This is a genomic window from Sphingobium sp., from assembly GCF_033795625.1.
Taxonomy (GTDB): Bacteria; Pseudomonadota; Alphaproteobacteria; order Sphingomonadales; family Sphingomonadaceae; genus Sphingobium.
On record NZ_JARYGI010000005.1, the window covers coordinates 22,697 to 48,605 of the forward strand.

The following is a 25,909-nucleotide window of genomic DNA, read 5'->3' on the forward strand; positions in this document are numbered from 1 at the left end:
CCCCACGATACGATCGAATCGCCATTGTGCGGCGCAGCGTAAATCTTATGGAAAGAAGAGTGGCAGATCACTGGTAGATAAGCACTAGGTATGAATACCTACGTGCCTTACTTAGTATAAGTTCTATCTCGACCCATCTACAGTATAAGACATATCACCGCGAGATTGTTGTTTAAATCGGGGGATTTATGGGGGTTTATCTTTCTGTAGTTGTTCCCTCTTTCAACGAAGAAGAGAATCTTCCACTTCTGGTAGAGCAAATTTCCGCAGCGTTGTTATCATATGTTGGTAACTATGAAGTTATATTAGTGGACGATGGCAGCACCGATGCCACTTTCGCGGTCGCGGAACGCCTGGCGGCGCAAGACCCCCATTTACGCGTGATCAAATTCCGTAGGAATTATGGCCAGACCGCGGCGATGTCCGCCGGGATACAGCATGCACGCGGCGACGTGATCGTTACGATGGATGGCGACCTTCAGAATGACCCGGCCGACGTCCTGCGCCTCGTCGAACTGATAGACAGCGGATATGACATTGCGACCGGCTGGCGCCGCAAGCGGCAGGATGGCGCCGCCCGCGTCTTCGTCTCCAAGATCGCCAACGGGATCATGGCGAAGCTCATGGGTGTCGCGGTACGCGACAGCGGCTGTTCGCTGAAAGCCTTCCGCGCATCGCTCATCAAGAACCTGCCGATGTATGGCGAGTTGCACCGCTTCATTCCTGCTCTGTCACGGCTGGCCGGCGCGCGCCTTGCGCAGATCGAAGTCAATCATCATCCGCGGCGCTTCGGTGTCTCGAAATATGGTTTCTCACGGATCTACAAGGTGATGCTGGACATTCTTTCGGTGCGGATGCTGCTCAGTTTCACGCGCCGCCCGGCCGCCTGGCATTCGCCGCTGACGAGCGTGGTTCTCGCCCTGGGTTTCCTGTCGCTGGTCGCCGGGTTTGCGGCCGATGCGCGCATCTCGCTGCCTTACCTGACCGTGGGCGTACTCTGGCTGTCGCTAGCAGCCATACTCATAAGCTGGGGGATGGTCGGCCAGCTCTTGGCCTCCTCGAACCAGCGTGTCTCAAACTATGCGACGCTCGGTGCGACTTTGTCGGCCCGCGTGGCGCATCTGCGGAGTGGTGAAGATGAACATGGCAACGGTAACTAAGCTCAAGCTCACGCCCCCCGTCGACCTGTCCGTGATCATCCCCGTCACGGGGAGGTTCGATCCTCCCGAGACGCTTTATGCCAGCTATGCTCAGGCTCTGAAAAAAACAGGGCGCAGTTATGAAATCATATACGTCCTCGACGGACCTTATCCCCAGATCTCGACGATGGCCGATCGGCTTGCGGAGGCTGGCGCACCGGTCCGGGCCGTAGGTTTCAACCGTGAGTTCGGCGAAGCGGCGTGCCTGCGTGAAGGCACACGGCGCGCCATCGGCGGGTCGATTTTGTTCCTGCCCGCTTATTCCCAGATCGAGCCCGGCGCGATCGGACTGGTGATCGACCAGTTGAAGACCGAAGACATCGTGGTAGCCAGCCGCGACCGCAAGCACGACCGTCCGCTGAACAGGCTGCGCAGCTGGGGCTTCGAAATGCTGGCCAAGGTCGCCGGCTCCCGGTACGCCGATCCGGGATGCGTGGTCCGTGCCGTCCGCCGCCGTGTGCTGGACGAAGTTCCGATCCAGGACGAACAGCATCGCTTCCTGCCGCTGATGGCGGAACTTCACGGCTTCCGGGTCGGCCAGGTCACGGTGCCACAAGCGAGCAGCGACGCCCGGCGACCACAGCACCGACCAGCCGTCTATCTGGACGTCATTCTCGACCTTTTTGCCGTCGCTTTCCTGCTGCGCTTCATCCAGAAACCCTTTCGGTTTTTCGGCACGGTCGGGGCGACATCGATCGTCCTCAGCGCCTTGCTCGCGGTCTACCTGCTGTACGAGCGGCAGGTGACGGGCGTGCCCATGTCGGACCGGCCGCTGCTGGTCCTCGACGCACTTCTCGTGATCGTCGGCATCCAGCTTGCCGCCATTGGTCTTGTGGCGGAAATCGTTCTGTTCACGCGCAACGATGGCCGCACCCATTACCACATCGACACCATCGTCGAAGAAGAGAAGACGCTTGGCTGAAGTCGTCATCCTGGGCGGAGGCATACAGGGGCTCAGCATGGCGATGGCCGCGGTCGAGCGCGGCATAAAGCCAATCGTGATCGAGCGCGGCGGGCTTGGCGGGGGAGCAAGCGGTAACAGCTACGGCATCGTCCATGGCGGGCTGCGCTATCTGCAGACGCTGAACGTCGCCCGCTGGCATCGGTCGCGCCGGGCTCAGCGCTGGTTCATGGAACGGTTTCCCGATCATGTCCGCCCGCTAAAATGCGTCATGCCGCTCTATGCGGGCAAAGCGCGTTCGCCAGCAGCCTTCGCGGCTGCACGTGGCATGGAGCGCACGATGGAGACGCTGCTACACGCGCCCGCTGCTCCACTTGCCGCTGGCACGATGACGCGGAACGAAGTGCTCGAACTGTTCCCCGTGCCGGAGCGTGGCTTGATCGGCGCGGCTTTCTGGCATGATCTCGAACTGCGTGACGCGGACGCATTGCTGGAGCAAATGGCGATGCGCGCGCGCACCGGGGGAGCAACGATACTTCTGAACCAGGAAGCCGAAGGGCTGTTGTGCGACTGCAAGGTGCGCGGCCTCACAATGCGTGATCGAACCACCGATAGCCACCGCAGCATACACGCAGATACCGTCATCGATTGCCGCGGAGCAAATGCGGGACACTGGCCCGGTTCCTCCACGAAGGGCATCCCTGCGCCGACAAGCGCCACTTTGGCTTATAACCTGCTGCTGGACATGGCTCCGCCGCCTTCGGGCAACGCCCTTGCGGTGTCGTGCGTGCCTGGCTCGGGCCGCAGCTATTTCCTTCGGGAGCAACGGGGCCAGATCCTCGCCGGCACCTTTTATCGGCCCGCTCCCGGAACACGCGAACCGCGCACCAGCGAGCAGGACGTGGAGACGGCTCTTTCGGAACTACGGCAATGCCTCCCTGCCCTCGATTTCGAACGAAGCATGGTTTCCGCCGTCACGGCTGGACTATTGCCCGACACGGACGGAACGGGCGTGCAGATGACGTCGGCGGACCGCCATCTCCAACCATTGGGGCCCGGCTATCACATCTTGCTGAGCAGCAAGCTCACCACTGCGCCTCTAGCCAGCGAAGGCCTCGCGGCGCGGCTGTGGCCCGCGAAGGTCCAGAAGACGAGCCGAACTGGCGTCCTTCAGAATGCCTGAGATAGCCATCGATGCGCATGTGCATCTGCATGATCCTGCCAACGCCGTCACACAAGTGAAGGCCGCCTGCGCGCAGTTGTACGACACGCTAGGCAGAACATCAGCCGTGGCACTGATGCTGGCAGAGCAGGCAGGGCGCAATGTCTTTGGCGTGTTACGCGAACACCTGGAACCCAGCGCGGAGCCGGAAGCCTTGTGGATCGGCAATCGCGCCGACCCTGCGCTGGTCATTGCAGGACGGCAGATCGTCAGCGAGGAAGGACTGGAAGTCCTGGCCCTCGCTTGCATCGACATGGTGGACGACGGATTGCCCGCCCGAGCCCTGGTCTCCAGACTACTCGCGCAAGATGCCATCGTCGTCCTGCCATGGGGTGTGGGAAAATGGCTCGGCAAGCGTGGCCAGCTCGTCCGCGATCTTATTGCGACATATCCCAAGGGAACGCTTTTCCTTGGCGACAATGGGGGGCGTCCATCGTTCTGGCCAATGAACGCCTCACCCTCGGCACGCATCCTGTCCGGTTCCGATCCCCTGCCCCTGCCCGGCAGCGCCCAGCGGATCGGCACATTCGGCACGATCCTCTCGGCAAGCCTGACCCGCGAGCATCCGGTGCGCGATTTGAAACGGGCATTGCGCAACCCGGCACAGCCCCTCGTCCCGTTCGGCCAAACAGCATCCGTGGCGCGCTTCGGGCGCGATCAAATTCGTTTGAGGTTGAGATGAGGATATTGTTCATCGCCCCGCAGCCCTTCTTCGCGGAGCGTGGCACACCGATCGCCGTGAAGCTGGCGGTGGAAGCGCTCATCAGCTTTGGGCACGAGGTCGATCTGCTCACTTATCATGAAGGGACAGATGTCGACATCACGGGCCTCCGTCATTATCGGATTTCCGCCCCGCCCGGTGCGCGCGCCGTGCCCATCGGCTTTTCAGCGAAGAAGCTGATCTGCGATCTCTGGTTGGCTCGCGCTGCTTTCCGTCTGGTCCGCGCGAACCGCTATGACGTGATCCATGCAGTAGAGGAAGCGGTGTTCATCGCGCTATTGCTGAGACCGTTTACGAAGGCGCGGATCGTTTATGACGCCGACTCCATCATGAGCGACCAGATCGCGCAAAAGTGGCCCAGAGCACGACCCGTCAATGCCATGGCGCGTGCTGCCGAAGCGTGGGCCTTCCGGCGCAGCGACATGGTGTTGGCCGTCTGTCCCGCCATCGCCCGCCATGCGGAAGAACATACCATGGAAACCAAAGTGCGCGTTTTGCCGGATGTAGCCTTTGCGCCCGAAGCAGGGGGAACGCCCGCGGAGGACTTGAGACAGTATGCGCGGAGGGACCAACCCTTGGCGCTCTACGTGGGCAATCTTGAATCCTACCAAGGGTTCGACCTCCTGTTGGAAGCGCAGGCGCATATCGACTCGTCACAGCGCTGCACCCTGATCGTCATCGGCGGCACGGATGCCTCGATAGCCGCCTATCGCGCAAAGGCTTCCAGCGCGGGTATCGACCGTGACATCGTTTTTCTGGGGACGCGGCCGCTAAAGCAGCTCCAGCAGTATCTTGCGCAGGCGGATATCCTGTGTTCACCGCGGCGGGATGGCGTCAATACGCCGATGAAAATCTATTCCTATATGGCGTCAGGCAAAGCGATCCTCGCAACCGATATTGAGAGCCACAGGCAAGTACTGGACGCCGACACGGCTTTGCTGGTGACGCCTACGGCCGAAGCGATGGCCAAGGGACTGGAAACGCTGCGGACGCATGGCGCTCTGCGGGCAATGCTGGGGCAGGCCGCTGCGGTACGGGCCAAGACGGAGTTCAGCCTCGAAGCTTTCGAAGGGCGGATCAAGGAAGCCTATCGTCTGCTCGCCCCCGCTCCGGCCAAGCCCCAACTGGGACTGCAATTGCCCGCTGCCTAGAACGCGTTGCGGTGAGTCAGCACCCGGAACGTTGCAAGGACGATGCGCAGGTCCCGCTGCAGGGACCATCCCGACAGATATTCCAGATCAGCCTGCAGGCGATTGATGAGGTCGTTGGGGCTCGCCGTCGCGCCCCGGAAGCCGCGCACCTGTGCAAGGCCGGTAAGGCCCGGTTTCGCGGCATGCCGGAACCAGTATCGCTGATCCACATCCCAGAACAAGGCTTCGCCCGCCGTGGAGGCGATGGCGTGCGGACGTGGGCCGACGATGCTCATGTCGCCCAGCAACACATTGATAAGCTGCGGCAACTCATCGATGCTCGTAGCCCGAAGCAGCCTGCCCACGCGCGTCACTCGCGCATCTATCCGGCTGGCAGATCGCTTGCCGTCATGATCGAGCAGTTCGCTGCGCATCGACCGGAACTTGTACAGCCTGAAGAGGCGGTTGCCATGGCCCACTCTTCGCTGGGCAAAAAGGATTGCGCCGCCGTCATCGAGCTTGATGGCCAAGGCGGTCAGCAGGGCCAGGGGCAGCACCAATGGAATAGCGACCGCCACGACCGCTAGATCGAAGGCCCGCTTCATCACGCGGTCGCGCAACCGCATGGGCCCTCGCGTGATGGTTGCTGTGGTCGCGCCGTCGAACTTCTGCAGGTCCAAAGGTCCCAGAGCATCCAGCTCCGGCAACAGCACTTCGGTATCTATGCCGACGCCTTTCAGTGCCAGGCCCCAGAGTTGGCGGCGCTCAGGGGGGCAAGCGACAATGATGCGATCGGCGAAGCGGGCCAGTTGGCCGATGCGGTCCAGCATCGCCGGGTCATTGAAAATGGGGTAGATCGCATGTTCCTGGGTGTTGATCACCAGTTCGCCCCGCTTGGCGACGCGATGCACGCCATCGCAGAGAACGAGCTTGTTCGTCGGACCATCGGGCATGACGTATCGCATGGTCCAGTCCACGGCATGCCGGCCGAGCCACAGCAGGACCGCAGAGCACGCCGTCCCTGCTACGAGCGCCATCGGTCCCGGCACATGCTGCGGGCGTATGTAGGACACGATGGTAACAGCGAGGGGCACGGTGACGCACAACGACCCGAGCGAGCGACGTACGCCCGACACCCGGTAGCATAGTCCATGAAAGTTGAACGCCTTGGCACTGAAGTTGATCATCAGGAACAATGCCGTCAACAGCATGATCATCTTCGTGTTGGCGCCTGCCCGCGCTCCCCAGTGGGCCAGGTCGCCGAGAGAGAATCCTCCATAGACTGCCACGGTATCCAGCAGCACAGCCATGAGCGCGAGGTGTATCCGCGTAGTTTGCTTGTCGAATGGGAAGCTTTGCGCCTTCTCCAGAGGCACGATCTGACCGTCAAAAGGCTTCTCTGACGGGAAGAACTGGTCAGGCTTTAGGAAGTGCAGATGATCCGGAGTAGAGCCACCACCAGATATTTGAGCTGCATCTTTTTTGAAGTGCTGCATACTGTTCCAGCCCTGGTTATCGCTTGAATATTTGCGACTTCTTTTTCGACAGGGCTCAGAAATTCCCCACCTATTCTTAAACGATGGGCTTGTTGTTTTTGTTTCTCAATACGTGCTTTTACTCGCGTGCTCTACTTACGCGATGAGAGCCGTTCAGATGCTGCAGGCTGTCGCTGGCAAGTCCCGCCGCAAATGCTATGCGCAATGCGTCCGACAGGCTGCGAACCCCCAACTTCGCCATCAGGTTGGCGCGATGGATCTCCACTGTCCGGGGGCTGATCTCCAGATCATAGGCTATGAACTTGTTGGGTAGCCCGCGAGTGAGGGCGTTGAGCACATCACGCTCGCGTTCGCTGAGTTTCGCGACCAGCCGCCGGGCATGTTGTTCGTCCGCTTCCTTGCCGTCCGAAATATCTAGGCGCTTCAAGGCGTCGCGGACTGCCTGCACCAGTGCGTCGCGTTCGGGTGGCTTTTCAAGGAACGTTACGGCGCCAGCCCGCATTGCCAGCACCGCACTGCTCACGTCGCCATGCCCTGTGAACATGATGATCGGCAGATCGAGATCCAGTTCCCGGATGCGCTTTTGCACTTCCAGCCCGTCCATTTCCGGCATCCGAATATCCAGCAACACGCATCCAGCCTGTGCACGCGGCGCCGCATTCAGGAAAGCCTTGCCGCTTTTCCAGCTCTTGACCGTGAAGCCGTTGGATTCCAGCAGGAAAGTGGTCGCCGCTCTCACTTCTTCTTCGTCATCGACCAGATGAACAAGGTTATGCGGCATGGGATAGCTCTCCTGCAAATCTGCACAGGGTGAAGTTGAATCGCGTGCCGCCATCCTCAAGGCTCTCAGCCCAGATCCTTCCCCCATGCGCCTCTACGATTGTCCTGCAGATCGACAGGCCAAGGCCGAGCCCGGTTTCCTTGCCGGCGCTCGTGAAGGCCTGAAAGAGACGGTCCCTCACCTCTGGCAGCAGTCCACCGGCCCGGTCCTGAACGGCAACCCGCACGAATTCCTCGTCCTGCACATGCGTGGAAACGGTGATGCGCCTGCTCGCACAGGTTCCCTCGCGCATGGCATCGATGGCATTATTGATCAGGTTGACCAGCACCTGATGAACCTGAACGCGATCGACGAATACCGATCCGACATCGTCCAGGACATAGTCGATCGTGACATTTTCCTGCTTCGCAGCGCCAGCAATGAGGGTTCCTGCGCTGGTGACGATTTCATTGCCATTCTCGATGGAGAGAGTCGTTTCGCCACGCGCCACAAACTCGCGAATATGTCCGATGATGCGTCCGGCTCGCACAGCTTCGGAGGACACGCGAGCGAGTATCTCGTCGAGTTTCTTGATGGGTTCTCCCTGCATCCGGCTCAGTTGGGCGCGGCAACCCTCCAGATAGTTGGTCATCGCGGTCATCGGCTGGTTCAGTTCATGCGCCAGCGTCGAGGCCATGATGCCCATTGCGCCCAGCCGGGAGCCGTGCAGCAGATCCATCTGCAAGGCTTCCATTTTGGCTCGTGTTTCCTCCTGCTCTGTCAGGTCGCGCAGAAATGCGGTTATCCAACGGCCGGAAGCGGTGTCGGCTATGCCGAAAGTGGCTTCAACCGGGAAAAGCGCGCCGTTGCGGTGCACGGCGATAAGTCGCATCGGCTTGCAAACCGAGCCGTTCTGCCGGGACTGAAGATAATGCGTGACGCGCTTGCTCCAGGGAAGCGCGAACAGGACGTCCGGCGCTTGTCCCACGACTTCATCTTCACCATAGCCAAACATCTGTTCCGCATGGGCGCTGAACATCTGGACCACGCCCTGCTTGTCCACGGCGACCATCGCCTCAGGTACTGCGGAAAGAACGGAGCGCAATTGCGCCTCCTGCGTATGGATGCGCCGGTACAAGGCACGCTCGGAGCTGATGTCTTGAAGCGAAACCCCGAAGCCCAGCATATCACCTTGATCATCGCAAATGCGTGTCAGGCTGATCGTCCCCAGGAACGTTTCTCCATCGACACGAGCGCATAGGCGCTCATCAGAGTAGCGCCCTAGCCGCCTTGCGGCTTCCAAATCTGCCTGCGGCCGGCCCGTCGCTATATCCTGGGACGCATAAAAAATCTCGAGACCTTGGGCCAAGGCATCGCACTCAGGGCGGCCAGTGAGGTTTTCGGCCCCTTTGCTCCAGTGAACGACCATGCCCGCCTTATCAAGCATGCAAATCGCGAACTCCGAGGCGCTATCGGCCAGTCGCCGAAAGTCGCTAATTGCGCGCGCGCGCGCTCCCACCCGTTCTTCTGTACGGACGCGCTGCAACGCCTCCCGATGAGCAAACACTGCAAGGCCTACGCAACAGGCCAGCAAAGCAGATAGTGGAATGATCTCGGTTAAGAGATCCTGCTGTCCCGTAAGCATGGCAGCGTTGACAAGCACGGACAAAGCGGCGGCTGTTAACCCGCAACTCCATCCTCCATGCGCCAGACTGGCAACAACCGCGGCGACGTAAAAGAAATAATGGCCTGTCGAGCCAATCAAAGGTTCCATCAGGAAACGAAGTGTTGTTGCCGCAACCACTCCGAGCAAGACCAAGGCGTAATGCCAGATCTTTATACTGTCATAACCGGGCACCGGACCTAGCGCAGTTCCATCATGCAAACCAAAGCTACTAATGCTCGACTGCTGATGAAACATGGTGCGGAGAGCCAAAAGAAGGTGATGCACCCCCTTTGTACCGCCATACGAGGTACGACAGTTCTGTATACTGTTCATAATACCCCACCTGATCTGCGAATTACCTCCCGATTAACCTAGGTGAATTAGGCCCCAAGGAAGTTTCACTAACTCGTCATTTGTATAAATGCTAATGGGATTCACTTATCGCATCCATAACATATGTATATTCAGTAAACACGAAGGTGCCTGATACTTAAAGATTTGATATTGATTTCATTAGGAAAATCATTGGAGCTATAAGAATGCGACCAATCGTATTATTGCGCAGGTTCTTACTACCTCCTTATGTCATTACAGTATTAGCTTATTTGAAGTTCGGCGCGAAGGTGAGCCATAGAGCAGAAGTCGAGCTTAGTTCATTGCTGTGGTTGGGAAAAGGCGTCGTTGTAAAACCGAGGGCCAAGATCAAGGCTAGCGAGGGACCGATCTCCATCGGCTCCGGGACAACGATAGGTGAAGGGGCAGTGATTGGAGGGCACATCCATGGAGTGATGATCGGCGAGCACTGCACTATTGGATCAGCAGTAACGATCATGGGCGTCAATTATCGTTACGATCGCATAGACATACCTATCAGGGAGCAGGGCCTTGTATCCAAAGGTCCCATAAAGATTGGAGATCGTGTCGAAATAGGTGCAGGGGCCGTCATATTGGATGCGTCCGAGATAGGCAGCGGAGCAGTGATCGCTCCGCGCGCTGTAGTATCGGGCAGAATTGCGTCTCAATAGGTCAGAGCTTCAGTCGACCTGTGCATATAGCGTCTTCCATCGGCGACCAAGTATTGCTTCGAGCTGGACTTTTCATCCGCACGAGAAACGGGGGGAAATTACGCCGCACCCAGAAAGGCTTACGGCTTTGTAAAAGGTGAAACTCCGCGAGGCTGAACGTGTTATCAGCAAGTGAGGACGATTTCGGTCCGCAGGAATAAAGCCATCGTGACCTTCCACTTCCCCTTCGACAACAGCTATGCCCGCCTGCCCGACCGGTTCTTCGCGCGGGTGGCTCCTGCCGTCGCGCCCGCGCCTGTGCTCATCCGCGTAAACCGGGGTCTGGCGACCGCACTGGGGCTGGACGCGGACTGGCTGGAAAGCCCCGAAGGCCTTGAAGTGTTGTCCGGCAAACGCGTCGCCGAAGGAGCGGAGCCCATCGCCATGGCCTATGCCGGGCATCAGTTCGGCAATTTCGTGCCGCAGCTTGGCGACGGCCGCGCCATCCTGCTGGGCGAAGTTGTGGACACGCATGGCCACCGAAAGGACATCCAGTTGAAAGGCGCCGGACGGACGCCCTTCTCACGCGGCGGCGATGGGCGTGCGGTGCTGGGGCCTGTTCTGCGCGAATATGTGGTGAGCGAAGCCATGGCAGCGCTCGGCATCGCGACGACTCGCGCCCTCGCCGCCGTGACCACGGGCGAGAAGGTGATGCGCGACGCGGTTCTTCCGGGCGCGGTCCTGACGCGCGTAGCCTCCAGCCATATCCGCGTCGGCACGTTCCAATATTTCGCGGCCCGGCAGGACGTCGAGGGCCTGCAAACGCTAACGCGCTATGTCATCGACCGCCATTATCCCGACGCGGCAGTGGAAGAGAACCCCGCCCGTGCCTTCCTCGATTCCGTGATCACCGCTCAGGCAAAGCTGGTGGCAAGCTGGCTTCTCGTCGGCTTCATTCATGGCGTCATGAATACCGACAACACGTCCGTCGCTGGCGAGACGATCGACTATGGCCCCTGCGCCTTCATGGATGCTTATGATCCCGCGACAGTCTTCAGTTCCATCGACCGCGGCGGCCGCTATGCCTATGGCAATCAGCCGCAGATCATGCAGTGGAACCTGACGCGTCTCGCCGAAACGCTGCTACCGCTACTCGCCGACGAAGAAGAGGCCGCCATCGAGCTGGCGCAGGAGGCGCTCTCGAGCTTCGCCGCCCAATTCGAACAAGCCTATCATTCCGGCCTTATGCGCAAACTCGGCCTGTTCACCACGCGGGATGGCGATATGGAGCTGGCACGCGACATGCTCTCTGCAATGACGCAGAACCAGGTTGATTTCACGCTGTTCTTCCGGCGGCTTGCCGATGCAGAAGCGCCGGGCAGCCCTGATGAACCGATCCGCGCGCTGTTCGTCGATCCCACCGTATGCGACGCGTTGCTGGCGCGCTGGCGGGAACGGATTGCGCAGGAAGCCGGAGAAGAAAACCGCCGCGACCTGATGCGCCTCGTCAACCCCGCCTACATTCCCCGCAATCACCGGATCGAGGCGATGATCAAGTCCGCCGTCGAGGAAGGCGACTTTGCCCCTTTCGAGGAACTGCTGACGGTCCTTGCAAAGCCTTATGACGATCAGCTTGAATGGGCGCACTATATGGACCCACCGCAGGAGCACGAGCGCGTGCGGGCGACCTTCTGCGGCACCTGATGACCATGGCCGTCACGGACATCGCGACGCGGGTCTATAATCACAACTTCCGGCTCGACCCCATCGTCCGCAGCCTGCTCGACACGGATTTCTACAAGCTGCTGATGCTGCAGATGATCCGGCATCTGCACCCTGACGTGCAGGCGACTTTCTCGGTCATCAACCGTAGCAAGCACATCCGCCTCGCCGACATCATCGACGAAGGTGAATTGCGCGCAAAACTCGATCAGGCGCGGCAAGTGCGTTTTGCAAAGAAGGAACTGATCTGGCTCGCCGGCAACAGCTTCTATGGCAAGGCGCAGATGTTCTCGCCTGACTTCCTGGCCTGGCTCGCCGACTTCCGGCTCCCACCCTACGATCTACGCAAGCGCGACGGCCAGTTCGAATTGCATTTCGAAGGGCCATGGATCCACACGACAATGTGGGAGATCCCGGCGCTCGCCATCATCAATGAACTGAAGTACCGCGCCGCGCTCCGCGACAAAGGGCGGTTCGCGCTCGACGTACTTTATGCGCGCGCCAAGGCTAAGCTGTGGGGCAAAGTGGAGCGGCTGCAGGCCTTGCCCGATCTCGCCATTTCCGACTTCGGCACGCGGCGGCGGCACAGTTTCCTCTGGCAGCGCTGGTGCGTGGAGGCATTGAAGGAGGGACTGGGTAACCGCTTCATTGGCACGTCCAATGTGTTGCTGGCGATGGACGCGGATTTGGAGGCCATCGGCACCAACGCCCATGAGTTGCCGATGGTGGCCGCCGCCCTGGCGGAGGACGATAGCGCCCTCGCCTACGCACCTTATCAAGTGCTGGAGCAATGGGCGCAGCACTATAATGGCAACCTGCTCATCGCCTTACCCGACGCGTTCGGCACTGACGCCTTGCTGAAGGATGCGCCAGATTGGCTGGCGGACTGGACCGGCTTCCGCCCCGACAGCGCGCCGCCGATCGAAGCAGGGGAGCGGATCATCGCGTGGTGGAAGCGTCATGGCCGCGATCCACGCACCAAACTGCTGATCTTCTCCGATGGAATGGACGTGGACTCCATCGAAGGCACCTATCGCCATTTCGATGGCCGCGTGCGGATGAGCTTCGGCTGGGGCACCAACCTCACCAATGATTTCCGAGATTGCGACACGGATGGGGCTGCAGGACTCGACCCGGTTTCGCTGGTTTGCAAGGTGACGCATGCCAATGGCCGCCCTGCGGTAAAGCTCTCCGACAATCCCGCAAAGGCGACCGGCGATCCTCGGAAGATCGAACGTTATCTCCGCGTCTTTGGGACTTCGGGCCGTGCGGAAACAGCGCTACGCGTGTGAAGCGCGGTCGCTGAAGATCGCCGCAACTACGGCGATCCGTTCGACATCGGCATAGGCAGGCTGTTCCAATTCTTCGCCGAAGACGTCGGGGTCCAGTTCGCGATAGGAAAGATCGCACCCATATTCCCCGGCAGCGTCCTGCAAAGCCGCTCGCAGTGAATCGCGGCCTTCAGCGATGGCGCTCCCGGTGTACAGAATGAACCGCCCTGCCTCGCTCAATCGCGGCAAGGCGGCGCGCGCCATATCCACTGCAACCTCCCCGCCATGCATCCCGCCCCCATCGCGGTAGGCCCGCTTCGAAGGATCGATGATATACGGTGGATTGGCCAATATGAGATCAAACGCGCCTTGGACATCCGCCAGATTGCTGCCCTCTACTAAGTGCAGATCGACCCCTGCCGCGCGCGCATTGATCCTGGCGATGCTCAGCGCGTGGCGGTTGATGTCGGTCCCGAAAACTTCAGCGTCCGTCGCCAGCCTGCTCGCTATGATCGCACCCACGCCCGACCCCGTGCCAATGTCGAGTATCCGGCTCCCTGGCGCACAGGGAAGCCGCTGAAGCTCTCCCTCGATCAAGTCTGAAAAGCGATAGCTGTCCGGCCCGAAGAACACGGCATCCTCCGCGGAAGTCGGATAAGCGGAGTGGATGAATAGCTGCCTTTTGAGCCGTGACACCCTGATCCGGGAACGAAGCCTCCCTTCTTCTTCGACAAGGACGCCGGCCTGCCACAACAGCTCTTCGATATTCGTGTCCACGGCTCCTGATACGAATGGCAGGCTCCAACCGAGCACATCCCTGACCGAGCGGCCGGTGCGCCCCTTCCAGCGCTCCAGAACCCGCGCCTGCGTCGCCGGTGTCGGCGTCACGAAGTCATATCCATTAGTCGTAAGATGATCGAGCAGAGCCAGCAGCGCCGCGTCCCGCTGCTTACCGGTCCCGCTCCGCACTTCCACCTTATCGATGTCGACCAGCGCGTGCATCATCCCTCCAACTTCGTAAGTACAAACGCCAGCAGAAATCCGATCACGGCGATCAGTCCCGAATATTCATGTGTGCTTTCCGTCGCTTCGGGGATCATCGTGTCGACCAGCATGGCCAATATGGCCCCTGCGGCCACAGCGGTAGTGGCCGCGATGACATCCGGATAGGCTCCCGCCAAGGCGACGTTGCCGAGCAACGCAGCAACTCCGGATGCGAGCGCGATCACGCCCCATACGCCGAAAATATATCCTGCGCCCCGTCCCGCCTTCTTCATGCCCGCAGCACTCGATAGGCCTTCCGGCACGTTTGACAGGAACACAGCCGCAACGGTGACAAGTTGCACGCTGCCGCCCTGAAGCAGGCTGACGCCAATCACGACGGACTCCGGAATGCCGTCGAGCAACGCACCCGCGGCGATGGCCAGACCGCTATCGCTCTCGGCCGATGGTTGGCTGGCTTGCGGACTGTAACCTGAACGCTTGCGGTGCTTCGCGCCCCGTCGGGATATGACGATATTGGCGGCAGTGTAGGCCAGGGCTCCACCCAGGAAGCCACCCGCCGTCGAGTCGAAGCCTCCTTTTTGAAAAGCCTCGTCCATCAGGTCGAACGCCACTGCCGAGATCAGCACGCCCGCCCCCGCTGCCATAACTGCAGCAATCAGCCGCTGGGGAAGGTGCGTGACATAAGCGATGGCAGCGCCGATCAACAGCGCAGAGCCGCCGATCAGACCCCACATTCCCGCTTCAAGTGCACCTGACATACGTATCTAACGCACGATAGAAGAAAAAGTCCGCTGACACGTTGGCTACGCGGCAGGAACCAATAAAAAAGGCCGATTTTTGCGCCGACGCCTGCGAGCGGGGGGAAGTGCAGCGTTCCGGCACGTCAAAGAACCAAGCTAGTTCCCTTTGGTTCCGGACAGCGAAACAGTTATTTGACGGCACCCTCCACATAATCGATCCGGATGCGCACCCATGTGCCAACCATCGATCGCCCGCCGATCCGGGGCGGCTTTACAAGGAACTGCCATGCCGCTTGTCGCACTGCGCGGGCAAAGCCAGACCCCAGTGGGGACTCTCCCAAGGACTGGCAATTCTCGACATGATAGTTCTCGACTGTTTTGCATGCGACAAGGCCGTAACCCGTGCTCGGCGCGTTGGCTGGCATATAAGTGGCCAATTCAGCATTGGTCGGGCGGCGATACCAGTCGGCATCGTAGAGTTGCTCGCCGCCCGGACCTTCGCCGGGGCCGGAGACCGCGCCCCGATCCTGCCCGGCACCGACATTGCCAGCACCGCTCCCGCTTTGGTCGCTCTTGCGCGTCGGAAGCTTCCCGATGTCGGCAGCCGCAAGTTCGTCCTTTGTCAACGTGATGAACGGGAAATCGGGAGTTGGCGGGGTTTCCGAAGGCTTCATCACAGGCTGGCTCACAGCGGGGGCCGAAGCGCCTTCCGGCGCGCGACGGGCCTTTTCCGCAGTCTTTGGATTTCTGGTCGGTGCTGGCGGCCCCGGTGTGATGTCGAACGTTACCGGAAGGCTGTCCTGAACCTTCTTGATGAATGGCGGCGGAGCCAGTTGAAGCAGTAACAGCAAGATAAGGAGATGGATGAGAACCGTCAGCGCCAATGGCACCATGCGCCGTCGCAGAGGGGCGCCTCTGGCCGTGAAGCCGTAAAGAGGGGATGCTGAAGGCATTGGCCTGCTGCCTAGAGTGAGGCGCAGAAGACCGCAAGACAGACGAGGAAGGCCCGAACCCGGAACAGCGCTTCAGAAGTGGCCCGCGCCGCCATCGACGCGAGCGACCGTCAGTCTAATGCTGCTTATGTTCCGCGCCTGCCGGGGCTGCGGCGCCCGTCTTCTGCACGATCGCGTCCACGATGATCCGATCGCCATTGGAGAACAGGAAGGTCAGCGGCACCTTGCCTTGCTGCACTGCTTCGGGATTGACGCCCCAAAGCATCAGATGCTTACCGCCCGGCGCAAAGGCTACCTGAGTTTTGGCAGGCACGGGCACAGCTTCGATGGGTTGCATCGTCATCTTGCCGTCCTTGCTCGTGCTCTCGTGCATTTCGACCCGCAATGCGCGGTCGGTAATCACATCGCGCAGTTCCACCGAAGCCTCGCCGCCATGCACCACAAAGTATCCGGCGGACGGCGTGTCCTTGTTCGGACTGATCCTGATCCACGCCTGATCGACGTAGAGCGGCGCAGGATCGGCACACGCCGCCAGCAGCATCGGCGCGGCAAGCACGCTGAGGGAGCCAAACATCCTTGATATGGCCGACATTCTTGCAGTTCCCTTGGCTGTCCCGTTTCCGGTCGGTTTCCCTGTTGCGTTTCCCCTAATGCGCTTAGCTTCTTGTGCCAAGCGAAAGCCCCCCTATATCGACGTTCGAGACGGTACTTGTGCTGGCATGATGTGCAGGGCAAGGCCGCTAACCGCTGAACATCTTGGGGTTAAAGAGGACATACATGGCTAAAGTTATCGGGATCGATCTGGGCACCACCAACAGCTGCGTTGCTGTGATGGACGGCGGCAAGCCGAAAGTGATCGAAAATTCGGAAGGCGCGCGCACGACGCCGTCGATCGTCGCCTTCACCAAGGATGGTGAGCGCCTGATCGGCCAGCCTGCAAAGCGTCAGGCCGTCACCAACCCAGAAAATACCATTTTCGCCGTCAAGCGCCTGATCGGCCGTCGTTTCGACGATCCGGTGACGAAGAAGGACACCGAACTGGTGCCTTACACCATCACAAAGGGATCGAACGGCGACGCATGGGTCAAGGCCGGTGGCGAAGACTATTCGCCTTCTCAGGTTTCCGCCTTCATTCTCCAGAAGATGAAGGAAACCGCCGAGAGCTATCTTGGCGAAACCGTGACACAGGCGGTCATCACCGTTCCTGCCTATTTCAATGACGCCCAGCGTCAGGCAACCAAGGATGCAGGCCGCATCGCCGGCCTTGAAGTGCTGCGCATCATCAATGAGCCGACTGCGGCGGCGCTGGCCTATGGCCTCGACAAGCAGGACGGCAAGACGATCGCGGTCTATGACCTTGGCGGCGGCACCTTCGACATCTCCGTGCTGGAGATCGGAGACGGCGTGTTCGAGGTTAAGTCGACCAACGGCGATACCTTCCTTGGCGGCGAAGACTTCGACTCCAAGGTCGTCGAATATCTCGCGGACGAGTTCAAGAAGCAGGAAGGCATCGACCTTCGCGGCGACAAGCTTGCCCTGCAGCGCCTCAAGGAAGCTGCGGAAAAGGCAAAGATTGAACTGTCTTCGGCGCAGACCACCGAAGTCAACCTGCCCTTCATCACTGCCGACCAGAACGGCCCCAAGCATCTGGTGAAGACCATCACGCGGGCGGACCTCGAAAAGCTCGTGGCCGATCTCATCCGTCGCACGATGGAGCCGTGCCGCAAGGCGCTGGCCGACGCAGGCGTCTCCGCTTCAGACATCAGCGAAGTGGTGCTGGTCGGCGGCATGACTCGCATGCCCAAGGTGCGCGAAGCCGTGAAGGAATTCTTCGGCAAGGACCCGCACACGGGCGTCAACCCTGATGAAGTCGTCGCCATGGGCGCGGCCATTCAGGCGGGCGTGCTGCAGGGCGACGTCAAGGACGTGTTGCTGCTCGACGTGACGCCGCTTAGCCTTGGCATCGAGACCCTGGGTGGCGTGTTCACGCGCATGATCGACCGGAACACGACGATCCCAGCCAAGAAGAGCCAGGTCTACTCGACCGCGGACGACAACCAGCAGGCCGTTACGATCCGCGTCTTCCAGGGCGAGCGTGAAATGGCGGCGGACAACAAGATGCTCGGCCAGTTCGATCTCGTCGGCATCCCGCCCGCTCCGCGCGGCGTGCCGCAGATCGAAGTCACGTTCGACATCGACGCCAACGGCATCGTCAACGTGTCGGCCAAGGACAAGGGCACCGGCAAGGAGCAGCAGATCAAGATCCAGGCTTCGGGCGGTCTGTCCGATGCCGACATCGACCAGATGGTCCGCGATGCCGAACAGTTCGCCGAGGAAGACAAGAAGCGCCGCGAGGCAGCCGAAGCGAAGAACAATGCCGAGAGCCTGATCCACACGACCGAGCGTCAGCTTGAAGAGCATGGCGACAAGGTCGACCCGAGCCTGAAGTCGGAAATAGAAACGGCCATTGCCGCCGCCAAGACTGCGGTGGAAGGCAATGATCCCGAAACGATGAAGACGAAGGCACAGGATCTCGCCACGGTGGCCATGAAGCTGGGCCAGGCGATCTACGAGAAGGAGCAGGCGGCTGGGGCGTCGCCGGGTTCCGAAACGGCCAGCAATGCCGACGACGGCGTTGTCGACGCCGAATTCTCGGAAGTAGACGAAGACAACAAGGCGTAAGCCGTGCACTTTACCCGTCACTCCGGCATGAACTGGAGTGACGGGGAAGCGCATCCGGGGGCATCATGAGCACCGAAGCAGACTATTACGAATTGCTGGAAGTCGATCGCACTGCCGACGCCGCAACTCTCAAGAGCGCATACCGTAAGCTGGCGATGAAATATCACCCGGACAAGAACGGGGGATGCACCGACAGCGAAACCAAGTTTAAGGCCGTCAGCGAAGCCTATGCGGTTCTCAACGATCCGCAAAAGCGGGCCGCCTATGACCGCTTCGGCCATGCGGCCTTTCAGAATGGCGGCAATGGCGGTTTCAATGGCGGCGGCGGCGGCTTTTCCGACCTTGGCGACATTTTTGAAACCATCTTCGGCCAATCCGGGTTCGGCGGCGGCGGACGTCAGGCCAATCGGCGCGGCGCCGATCTGCGCTACGACCTCGAAATCGGGCTGGAAGACGCCTATCATGGCAAGGCGACAGATATTTCAGTCGAAGTCTCTGCGCCCTGCGAAACCTGCGACGGGTCAGGCGCAAAACCCGGCACCGGCGCGAAGACCTGCGGCACTTGCAACGGCCACGGCCAGGTTCGGGCGCAGCAGGGCTTCTTCGTCGTCGAACGCACCTGCCCTTCCTGCCACGGCGCAGGGAAGGTGATTGAAAGCCCCTGCAGTTCATGCCGGGGCGAAGGCCGGGTCGACAAGCAGAAGACGCTGTCCGTCAATATCCCAGCGGGCGTGGACGAAGGCACCCGTATCCGAATGACCGGTGAGGGCGAGGCCGGGGCACGTGGTGCGCCTCCGGGCGATCTCTACATTTTCCTGCATGTGAAGCGGCACGCCATTTTCGAGCGGGAAGGCACGACGTTGTTCTGCCGCGCGCCTGTCAGCTTCACGACCGCAGCCTTGGGCGGCACCATCGAAGTGCCCGGCTTGGACCGCGAGCGGCACGAAATCCGTATCCCACCCGGCATCCAATCCGGCAAACAACTGCGTCAGCGCGGAGCAGGCATGCCGGTACTGAATGGGCGCGGCCATGGCGACATGGTGGTGCAGATCGACGTGGAAACTCCGACGCGGCTTACCGCAAAGCAGAAGGACCTGCTGGAAGCCTTCCGCGAAACCGAAACGGGCGAGGAGTGCCCGCAATCGACGGGCTTCTTCAGCAAGCTCAAGGACCTGTTGGGATAAGCCCTCCCGAGACGCTGCCTCACTCCTGCGGCGGCATCTCGATCGTCTTTTCGTAATCTTTCAGCGCCGAGATCACGTCGGCGTCCTTGGCGTACCGTTTACGGAGGACCGCCAGCTTTACGTCCGTGCCCGTACACAGGGTTCGTATGTTCTCATCGAGATATGCCCGGCGTTCGCTATCATATGGCTCCTCGCCGCGAAAATGGTCGCAACTGTCCCTTGCCACCATGAAGTCGGTAACTTCGTCGGGAAACGGCACCGCGCCCTGCGCGTTTTCGGCAATTGTTTCATCCGCAGGCAAGTCGGGCACGGCGGCATTTTCCGTCACGACCGCAACCTCCGGCGTGACCGCATTGTCTACGACAGCAGCATTCCGCACCGGCGCGTCGGGCACTTCAACTGCAGCGACATTTCCGATCTGCGCCTTGTTTTCTGCGGGCGCGCGGGAACAGGCCGCCGTCAGCAGCACAAGCATAACGGTCCCGCTCGCCCTAGTCAGGCTCACCCGATTTCCCTTCTCAGACTGACGATCAGATCCGTCACCAGCGTCAGCCGCTGCGCTTCCTCGTCCAGGATAGCGTGGAATGCGGCCTTCCTGTAACGCGCCACTTCTTCTTCCGAAAGCTGCGTACCGATCGGAAGTGTAGAAAGCACGATGTCGATCAGTCGCTCGGCGCCATGCAGCCTTCCCCAGAGATAATCATTCTCGCGATAGGCCCGGCTGAAGAACGCTCCGAAATTGTTGAACTCCATGCCTCGCAGGGTCGCCGCAGCATCAGCGGGACGAATGGCCGAGCAATCCTCCGGCGAAATCCGATCGACCTTTATCGGGTTATATTCGTCCAGCCCCTCTCCTTGCAGCAACGGCAAGGTAGCGATGTCGTAGAAGGGAAAACCCAAATAGGCGAGCAGCATAGAGCGCCGCTCCGCCTTGGGCAGCCCTCCCAACGCCCCCGACAAAAGCGCCTCCGCCGCTGAATCGCAGGCCCGCAGGTCGCGCGCCCGTGCCAGCGCCGCCAACACGACGTCCGGTTCGGCCATCACGTCGCCCGGCTCCTGCTCGCCAAACGCTGCGCGATAATATTCCGGTGATTCCCGCTCCAGGTACATCGCCAACCCACCGTAGATCGCGTCATGAATAGCCGTCAGCGCATCGGGTGCGGCATCGCTCTCCACTTCCAGCGTCTCGGCCAGCCTCCTCGCCAGAAATCGGAGACGACGGATGCGGAAGCTCAGGTCATGGTCGCGAAAAAATAGGATCGCCTGTTCACCCGCGCCCGCACGCCCATCGCCGCCAAGCTGATCGATCCCATTGCTGCGGATATGTCCCCATATCGCCTGCCGCGCCGCTTCCCGTTGCAGGGCCTTCTCCTCCGGCAGCACCCGGAACAGCAGATCGGCCATCTCATCCACGATGCCCGACAGCTTCAGATGACCATAGGCAGGATAAGCAAAACCCGCCGAGTTCGCGGCCCGCGCCTGTGCCTTCGCACGCCATCCCGCAAGCCGCGCGGGCGTCGGGCGGTCCAGGAACAGCGTGCCGCCGAAGCTGCTTTCCACATCCTGCTCGATCTGCGGCCGCAAAGCATCGATGATCTCGCGCATTCGCCGGATACGCCGCGAGCGTTGCTCGATGGCTTCCAGATTGTCGCGGATCGGCTGTTCGCGCGGAATATCGCTCAGCGCACCGAAGATCGTTCGGAAGAAACCCGGCAGCGGCGGCGGCTCGCCCTCCGCCTGCGGCTTGGGCTCGCCGCTGCGCGTCAGGCGAATGCTGCGGCTGTGTGGTTTGGGATCGATATAGACGAACCGGCGGTCTACCTCGCGGCGGGAGGGCCGATCACGCAATGCCCCAATGGCTTGCGCGAAGGGCGCGTTCGCCAGCACCGATCCGTCGATCAACACTGCATCTTCCGCTTTCCCCAGCACATGATGGCGCGGCAGCACGCGCTTGAGGAACGCCCCCCGGTCCGGCCAAGCGCGATCCCGCTCCGCCAGCACAGCATCCAACTCTCGCACCGTGAACGGCGGGAACGCGCCGGGAAAGCTCGCCGTCGCGCGTGCCGCGAAAGCCAGTTCGGCAGCATCCGCAAATGCTCGTTCTGCTCCCGCTTGGGACTGGCCCCGAGCCGAAAATCCGAGGGAAAGCCGATGCTCCGTTTCGATGACCTGCGCCGGGCTATTAAGCGCAAGGCTCTGCGCATAACCGTCGAAATCCGTCACCGTCACGAACAGGTCAAGTGGATGCCCCGAAGGCAATAAGGGCATTCCGGCGGGCTCCCGCGCCATCGCCTCGAATGCATCCAGCAGCATGTGGCTGAACACGGCGCCGCCGAATGGCGGCTCGAACCAGCGCGAGCGGATGAACCGCGACAGCTTCGCCCGCACTTCCTCGCGCGTTTCCGGAGCGACCGTCTCATCCACGTCATCCGCCGGACGCCGCGATGCCATCCACACCAGAGGCGACGCCCAGAATTTGCTGAATCGGGCCGAGGGACGTGCATCCGGATCGAGCAGCCGGTCGATGTCGGCATATTCCATCCACAGGTCCGTCAGCGGATCGAGGGACTGCCCGGTTTCAATGGCTTGCGCCAGAAAGATGCCATTAATGCCCCCTGCACTCGCCCCCGCGATGATGTCAGGCAGAATGCGCAGCCGCGTACCCGTGGCCGTTTCGATAGCGGCGATCAGTTGCGAGTAGACGGCTCGCGAGCTGCCGGGAACCTCCGCTTCATCGACACCATCATGATAATCGCGGCTAGCGCGGGCGAGATGCCAGATCTCCTTGGTGATGCCGTGCATGTAGATGGCGAGGCTGATGCCGCCATAGCAAACCAGCGCCAGCCGAAGTTCTTTCTCCCTCATATGGCCTGCATGACGCAAGGCGGCGGGCTTGTCACTTAGGCCAGTGCGAATTCGGCCCAGATGGGCAAGTGGTCGGACGCCTTGCGAGAGGCGGCGCTCAGATGCACGCCGCAGTCGATCAGCGTAAGCCGCTCGCAGTACATGATGCGATCGAGACGCGCGACCGGCCGTCGCGCATGGAAACTGCGTCCACACGGCGCAAAGCTGTAATGCCGCGCGAAATCGGCAAGGCATCCCCGGTCCGCGCTCCATTCGTTAAGATCGCCCATCAGCACAGTCGGCATCGCTGTTCGCGCCGCAGCCGCATGAATCACCGCCGCTGCCTGCCGCCGCCGCCATAGCCCAGAAAGATCGAGATGCATCCCGAACAGCCGCACCGGAGTGGCGGGGGTGGCAACCTCGGCCATGATAGCCCCCCGCGGCTCCAGGCAGGGAAGATGCACGATGTCATGCGCCGGGATCGTCACGTCCTTGCGCGCCAATATGGCGTTGCCATGCCAGCCCATGCTGTCGACCTGCACATCCAGCGGTACCGCCTTATAGGGGCTGTGGCTATCAAGCAGACGCGGCGGAATGGCGGCAAGACGCGGCCCGAACCGCCTGTCCGCTTCCTGCAGCGCGACGACGTCAGCGTCCAGTTCGCACAGCACTTCCAGCACCCGCTCCGGACTTCGGCGGCGATCCGTCCCTATGGCTTTGCGAATGTTGTAACTGGCAACGCGAAATTTAGTCTGACCCATGGAGCAGCAATGCCTCAGAGTGGTCAATGTTTCCAGCGCCACGGACAAAGAGGCTAGCGTTCCTCATATGTTCTGGTAATGAAGAGGATGGACGGACGGGAAAGACAAGTGGCCAAGGCAAAACGCAAATTCGTGTGTCAGCAATGCGGGTCGATATCGCCGCGCTGGCAGGGGCAATGCGACGACTGCGGCGAATGGAACAGCCTGTATGAAGAGGCGGGCGATACCGTCTTCGCGGCGAAGCATGATCTCCAGACCGGCGGCCGCGCGTTGCAGATGGTCGCCCTCGACAGCGCCATCGCCCTGCCGCCGCGCGCCAGCACCGGCATCGCGGAATTCGACCGCGCTCTTGGCGGCGGGCTGGTGTCGGGCTCCGCCACGTTGATCGGCGGTGATCCCGGCATCGGCAAATCCACGCTGCTGCTGCAGGCCGCCGCCCGCATGGCGATACGCGGGCTGAGCGTCGCATATATCAGTGGCGAGGAAGCCGCCGATCAGGTCCGCCTGCGCGCACAGCGGCTGGGCCTTGGCGGCGCACCTGTGCAATTGGCGAGCGCCACATCGGTCCGCGACATTCTCACCACTCTTGGCGAGAGCGAACCCCCCGCCCTACTCGTCATCGACTCTATCCAGACCATGCACAGCGACCTGATCGAAGGTGCACCCGGCACGGTCAGTCAGGTGCGCGCATCGGCGCAGGAGTTGATCCGCTTCGCCAAGCAGCGCGGCACCGCTGTCGTGCTAGTCGGCCATGTGACGAAAGACGGCAGCATCGCAGGCCCCCGCGTCCTCGAACATATGGTCGACACGGTGCTGAGCTTCGAGGGCGAACGCAGCCATCAATATCGCATCCTGCGCGCCATCAAGAACCGCTTCGGCGGCACCGACGAGATCGGCGTCTTCTCGATGGCCGAAGAGGGCCTGGCGGAAGTCACCAACCCTTCCGCGCTGTTCCTGACTCATCGCGACGAGTCGGTGACCGGCGCGACGGTGTTCCCCGCGCTGGAGGGCACGCGCCCGGTGCTGGTGGAGATACAGGCGCTGACAGTGCGGCTGGCGAGCGGCGCCACGCCGAGGCGCGCCGTCGTCGGCTGGGACAGCGGACGGCTCGCGATGATCCTTGCGGTGCTGGAGGCACGGTGCGGCCTCAGCTTTTCCACCTGCGAAGTTTATCTCAACATTGCCGGCGGCTATCGCGTATCCGATCCGGCGGCGGACCTGGCGGTCGCGGGCGCGCTGATTTCCGCTCTTGCCGAAAAACCCGTTCCTTCGGACGCCGTGTTGTTCGGCGAAGTCGCATTATCTGGTGAGGTTCGCCCGGTCTCTCACGCGCCGATGCGCCTGCGCGAAGCCGCAAAACTCGGTTTCGAGCGCGCATTGGTGCCCGCCTCGGTCGCGGACGGTGCCAAGGGGGTCTCGGTCAGCGGCTACCGCACCCTCGCGCAATTCGTTGATCACATGCTTGGCCGCGGCTAAATCGAGACTAACGATCGCGGTCAACGTTAACGACTAGCTCAAACTTGCCGGCAGCTTTATGACGCGTGGAACCTTGCTTGCTCTTGGCCTTGGGTGCTGGCATCAGCTTCCTGACCTGATGTGCAAGCGCCCTGCCTTGCATGAAGTTGCCCTGTCGCATTTCATCGGACCTAGTTTTATGACGTTTCATATGCCCGCTGAATGGGCCCCACATGACTGGGTTTGGATCGGCTTTCCCGGCGACGCCGCGGAATGGCCCGTAACCCTGCCACAGGCGCAACGGCAAATCGCGGCCTTCGCCGACGCTGTGCATGCCGGCGGCAAGGGCGAACAGGTGCGGCTGGTGGCAGCCGACGAGCTCAATGCAACGCTCGCCCGATCCTTAGTCAGTGAAGATGTGGTCGTGCAAGTCGAGAAGCACGGCGACGTCTGGCTGCGCGATACCGGACCGATTTGCGTCAGCAACGGCTCGACACGGGCATTAGTGGACTTCGGCTTCAATGGCTGGGGCGGCAAGTACGTCATGGCGGGGGACGAAGACGTAGGGGCGCGGCTCGCGGCTCAGACGAACCTCGCCCTCTCGACGGCACCGTGGATTTTTGAAGGCGGCGCGGTCGATACGGACGGCACGGGGTTGTTCGTGACCACCGAACAGTGCCTACTCAACCCCAATCGCAATCCCGACCTGGATCGCGGCAAGATCGAGACGCTGCTGGCGGGAAGCCTGGGCCTCTCCGATATGCTTTGGCTCGGCAACGGGCTGTTGAATGACCATACGGACGGCCATGTCGACAATCTGGCGCGTTTCGTGACGCCCGGCTTGTTGGCAGTGCCGGAGGCAACGGATGCAGACGATCCGAACGCCGCAATCTACGCCGACGCACGGGCGCGGGCGAAGGCGCATGGGCTGGAGGTGGTCCCCGTCCCTTCCCCAGGACTGGTGAAGGTCGAGGGTGACATCATACCGGCCAGCTACATGAACTTCTACATCGGCAACGCAGTGGTCGTCGTGCCGATCTATGGCCGCCCGAACGATCAGGCTGCATTGAAAGCGCTGGGCGAGTTTTTCCCGGACCGGGAGATTGTCGGATTGCCGAGCGACGCCATATTGGCGGGCGGCGGGAGCTTCCATTGCACCAGCCAGCAAATGCCTAGCGCCTGACCTCTCCGGA

General features: G+C 61.1%; 22 protein-coding genes. 12 read left to right on the top strand and 10 right to left on the bottom strand.

The features are described 5' to 3' along the window. Nucleotides 1-188 precede the first annotated feature (188 nt). Genes QHC67_RS03755 through QHC67_RS03775 form a run of 5 tightly spaced genes read left to right on the top strand, consistent with a single transcriptional unit; the run spans nt 189 to nt 5,194 of the window. A complete protein-coding gene (locus QHC67_RS03755; protein ID WP_319291169.1) occupies nt 189-1,160 on the top strand; it encodes a glycosyltransferase family 2 protein in 972 nt (323 codons plus the stop codon). Then, nucleotides 1,144-2,121, top strand: a complete 978-nt coding sequence (locus QHC67_RS03760) for a glycosyltransferase (RefSeq protein WP_319291177.1) — start codon at nt 1,144-1,146, stop codon at nt 2,119-2,121. The genes QHC67_RS03755 and QHC67_RS03760 overlap by 17 nt, the downstream gene beginning before the upstream one ends. Continuing rightward, nucleotides 2,114-3,283, top strand: a complete 1,170-nt coding sequence (locus QHC67_RS03765; protein WP_319291178.1) for an FAD-dependent oxidoreductase — start codon at nt 2,114-2,116, stop codon at nt 3,281-3,283. Before QHC67_RS03760 ends, QHC67_RS03765 begins: the two co-directional genes overlap by 8 nt. After that, on the top strand, nt 3,276-4,004 hold the full coding sequence (locus tag QHC67_RS03770; protein WP_319291179.1) for a hypothetical protein: 729 nt from the start codon (nt 3,276-3,278) through the stop codon (nt 4,002-4,004). Before QHC67_RS03765 ends, QHC67_RS03770 begins: the two co-directional genes overlap by 8 nt. Continuing rightward, nucleotides 4,001-5,194 carry a glycosyltransferase family 4 protein gene (locus QHC67_RS03775; RefSeq protein ID WP_319291182.1) on the top strand — a complete coding sequence of 398 codons (1,194 nt, stop codon included), beginning with the start codon at nt 4,001-4,003 and terminating at the stop codon, nt 5,192-5,194. Before QHC67_RS03770 ends, QHC67_RS03775 begins: the two co-directional genes overlap by 4 nt. Here QHC67_RS03775 and QHC67_RS03780 read toward each other — a convergent pair. The 3 genes from QHC67_RS03780 to QHC67_RS03790 form a co-directional block, all read right to left on the bottom strand. Beyond that, nucleotides 5,191-6,669 (bottom strand): sugar transferase, encoded by a 1,479-nt coding sequence (locus QHC67_RS03780; protein WP_319291185.1) that lies wholly within the window; start codon nt 6,667-6,669, stop codon nt 5,191-5,193. The genes QHC67_RS03775 and QHC67_RS03780 overlap by 4 nt on opposite strands. A gap of 118 nt (nt 6,670-6,787) precedes the next feature. Next, nucleotides 6,788-7,450 carry a response regulator transcription factor gene (locus QHC67_RS03785; RefSeq protein ID WP_319291188.1) on the bottom strand — a complete coding sequence of 221 codons (663 nt, stop codon included), beginning with the start codon at nt 7,448-7,450 and terminating at the stop codon, nt 6,788-6,790. Then, nucleotides 7,440-9,428 (bottom strand): PAS domain S-box protein, encoded by a 1,989-nt coding sequence (locus tag QHC67_RS03790; protein WP_319291190.1) that lies wholly within the window; start codon nt 9,426-9,428, stop codon nt 7,440-7,442. The genes QHC67_RS03785 and QHC67_RS03790 overlap by 11 nt, the downstream gene beginning before the upstream one ends. Before the next feature lie 206 nt (nt 9,429-9,634). Here QHC67_RS03790 and QHC67_RS03795 point away from each other — a divergent pair, with 206 nt between their 5' ends. The 3 genes from QHC67_RS03795 to pncB all read left to right on the top strand — a co-directional run bounded on the left by QHC67_RS03795 (nt 9,635) and on the right by pncB (nt 13,113). Then, complete coding sequence (locus tag QHC67_RS03795) at nt 9,635-10,120, top strand: acyltransferase (protein ID WP_319291193.1); 486 nt, start codon at nt 9,635-9,637, stop codon at nt 10,118-10,120. Between the two features lie 207 nt (nt 10,121-10,327). Then, nucleotides 10,328-11,803 carry a protein adenylyltransferase SelO gene (locus QHC67_RS03800; protein ID WP_319291196.1) on the top strand — a complete coding sequence of 492 codons (1,476 nt, stop codon included), beginning with the start codon at nt 10,328-10,330 and terminating at the stop codon, nt 11,801-11,803. A gap of 5 nt (nt 11,804-11,808) precedes the next feature. After that, nucleotides 11,809-13,113 carry a nicotinate phosphoribosyltransferase gene (gene pncB, locus QHC67_RS03805; protein WP_319291462.1) on the top strand — a complete coding sequence of 435 codons (1,305 nt, stop codon included), beginning with the start codon at nt 11,809-11,811 and terminating at the stop codon, nt 13,111-13,113. Here the strand turns inward: pncB and QHC67_RS03810 are convergent. The 4 genes from QHC67_RS03810 to QHC67_RS03825 all read right to left on the bottom strand — a co-directional run bounded on the left by QHC67_RS03810 (nt 13,102) and on the right by QHC67_RS03825 (nt 16,364). Then, complete coding sequence (locus QHC67_RS03810) at nt 13,102-14,097, bottom strand: class I SAM-dependent methyltransferase (RefSeq protein ID WP_319291198.1); 996 nt, start codon at nt 14,095-14,097, stop codon at nt 13,102-13,104. The two genes, pncB and QHC67_RS03810, sit on opposite strands and share 12 nt — an antisense overlap. Next, nucleotides 14,094-14,855, bottom strand: a complete 762-nt coding sequence (locus QHC67_RS03815) for a ZIP family zinc transporter (protein WP_319291201.1) — start codon at nt 14,853-14,855, stop codon at nt 14,094-14,096. Before QHC67_RS03815 ends, QHC67_RS03810 begins: the two co-directional genes overlap by 4 nt. A gap of 170 nt (nt 14,856-15,025) precedes the next feature. Beyond that, on the bottom strand, nt 15,026-15,790 hold the full coding sequence (locus QHC67_RS03820; protein ID WP_319291204.1) for a hypothetical protein: 765 nt from the start codon (nt 15,788-15,790) through the stop codon (nt 15,026-15,028). Between the two features lie 115 nt (nt 15,791-15,905). Then, the gene (locus QHC67_RS03825) at nt 15,906-16,364 is read right to left on the bottom strand and encodes a copper chaperone PCu(A)C (protein WP_319291207.1); all 459 of its coding nucleotides are present in this window, start codon (nt 16,362-16,364) and stop codon (nt 15,906-15,908) included. Nucleotides 16,365-16,567: 203 nt separating this feature from the next. Between QHC67_RS03825 and dnaK the strand changes: the two genes are divergently transcribed. Both dnaK and dnaJ read left to right on the top strand, forming a co-directional pair. Further along, a complete protein-coding gene (gene dnaK, locus QHC67_RS03830; protein WP_319291209.1) occupies nt 16,568-18,472 on the top strand; it encodes a molecular chaperone DnaK in 1,905 nt (634 codons plus the stop codon). Nucleotides 18,473-18,537: 65 nt separating this feature from the next. Next, on the top strand, nt 18,538-19,656 hold the full coding sequence (gene dnaJ / locus QHC67_RS03835) for a molecular chaperone DnaJ (protein WP_319291213.1): 1,119 nt from the start codon (nt 18,538-18,540) through the stop codon (nt 19,654-19,656). Between the two features lie 19 nt (nt 19,657-19,675). Here the strand turns inward: dnaJ and QHC67_RS03840 are convergent, their stop codons facing one another. Genes QHC67_RS03840 through QHC67_RS03850 form a run of 3 tightly spaced genes read right to left on the bottom strand, consistent with a single transcriptional unit; the run spans nt 19,676 to nt 23,261 of the window. Next, nucleotides 19,676-20,161: a hypothetical protein gene (locus QHC67_RS03840; RefSeq protein ID WP_319291216.1), complete on the bottom strand. Its 486-nt coding sequence runs from the start codon at nt 20,159-20,161 to the stop codon at nt 19,676-19,678. Continuing rightward, nucleotides 20,158-22,521 carry a patatin-like protein gene (locus QHC67_RS03845; protein ID WP_319291218.1) on the bottom strand — a complete coding sequence of 788 codons (2,364 nt, stop codon included), beginning with the start codon at nt 22,519-22,521 and terminating at the stop codon, nt 20,158-20,160. Before QHC67_RS03845 ends, QHC67_RS03840 begins: the two co-directional genes overlap by 4 nt. A gap of 35 nt (nt 22,522-22,556) precedes the next feature. Further along, the gene (locus QHC67_RS03850) at nt 22,557-23,261 is read right to left on the bottom strand and encodes an endonuclease/exonuclease/phosphatase family protein (protein ID WP_319291220.1); all 705 of its coding nucleotides are present in this window, start codon (nt 23,259-23,261) and stop codon (nt 22,557-22,559) included. 108 nt (nt 23,262-23,369) lie between these two features. On the opposite strand from QHC67_RS03850, the gene radA reads away from it, so the two are divergent. Together radA and QHC67_RS03860 are read left to right on the top strand one after the other, a co-directional pair. Next, nucleotides 23,370-24,737 carry a DNA repair protein RadA gene (gene radA / locus QHC67_RS03855; protein WP_319291222.1) on the top strand — a complete coding sequence of 456 codons (1,368 nt, stop codon included), beginning with the start codon at nt 23,370-23,372 and terminating at the stop codon, nt 24,735-24,737. Nucleotides 24,738-24,915: 178 nt separating this feature from the next. Continuing rightward, entirely contained in the window at nt 24,916-25,899 is a 984-nt protein-coding gene (locus tag QHC67_RS03860) for an agmatine deiminase family protein (RefSeq protein WP_319291226.1), read from the top strand. The last annotated feature ends 10 nt before the right edge of the window (nt 25,900-25,909 follow it).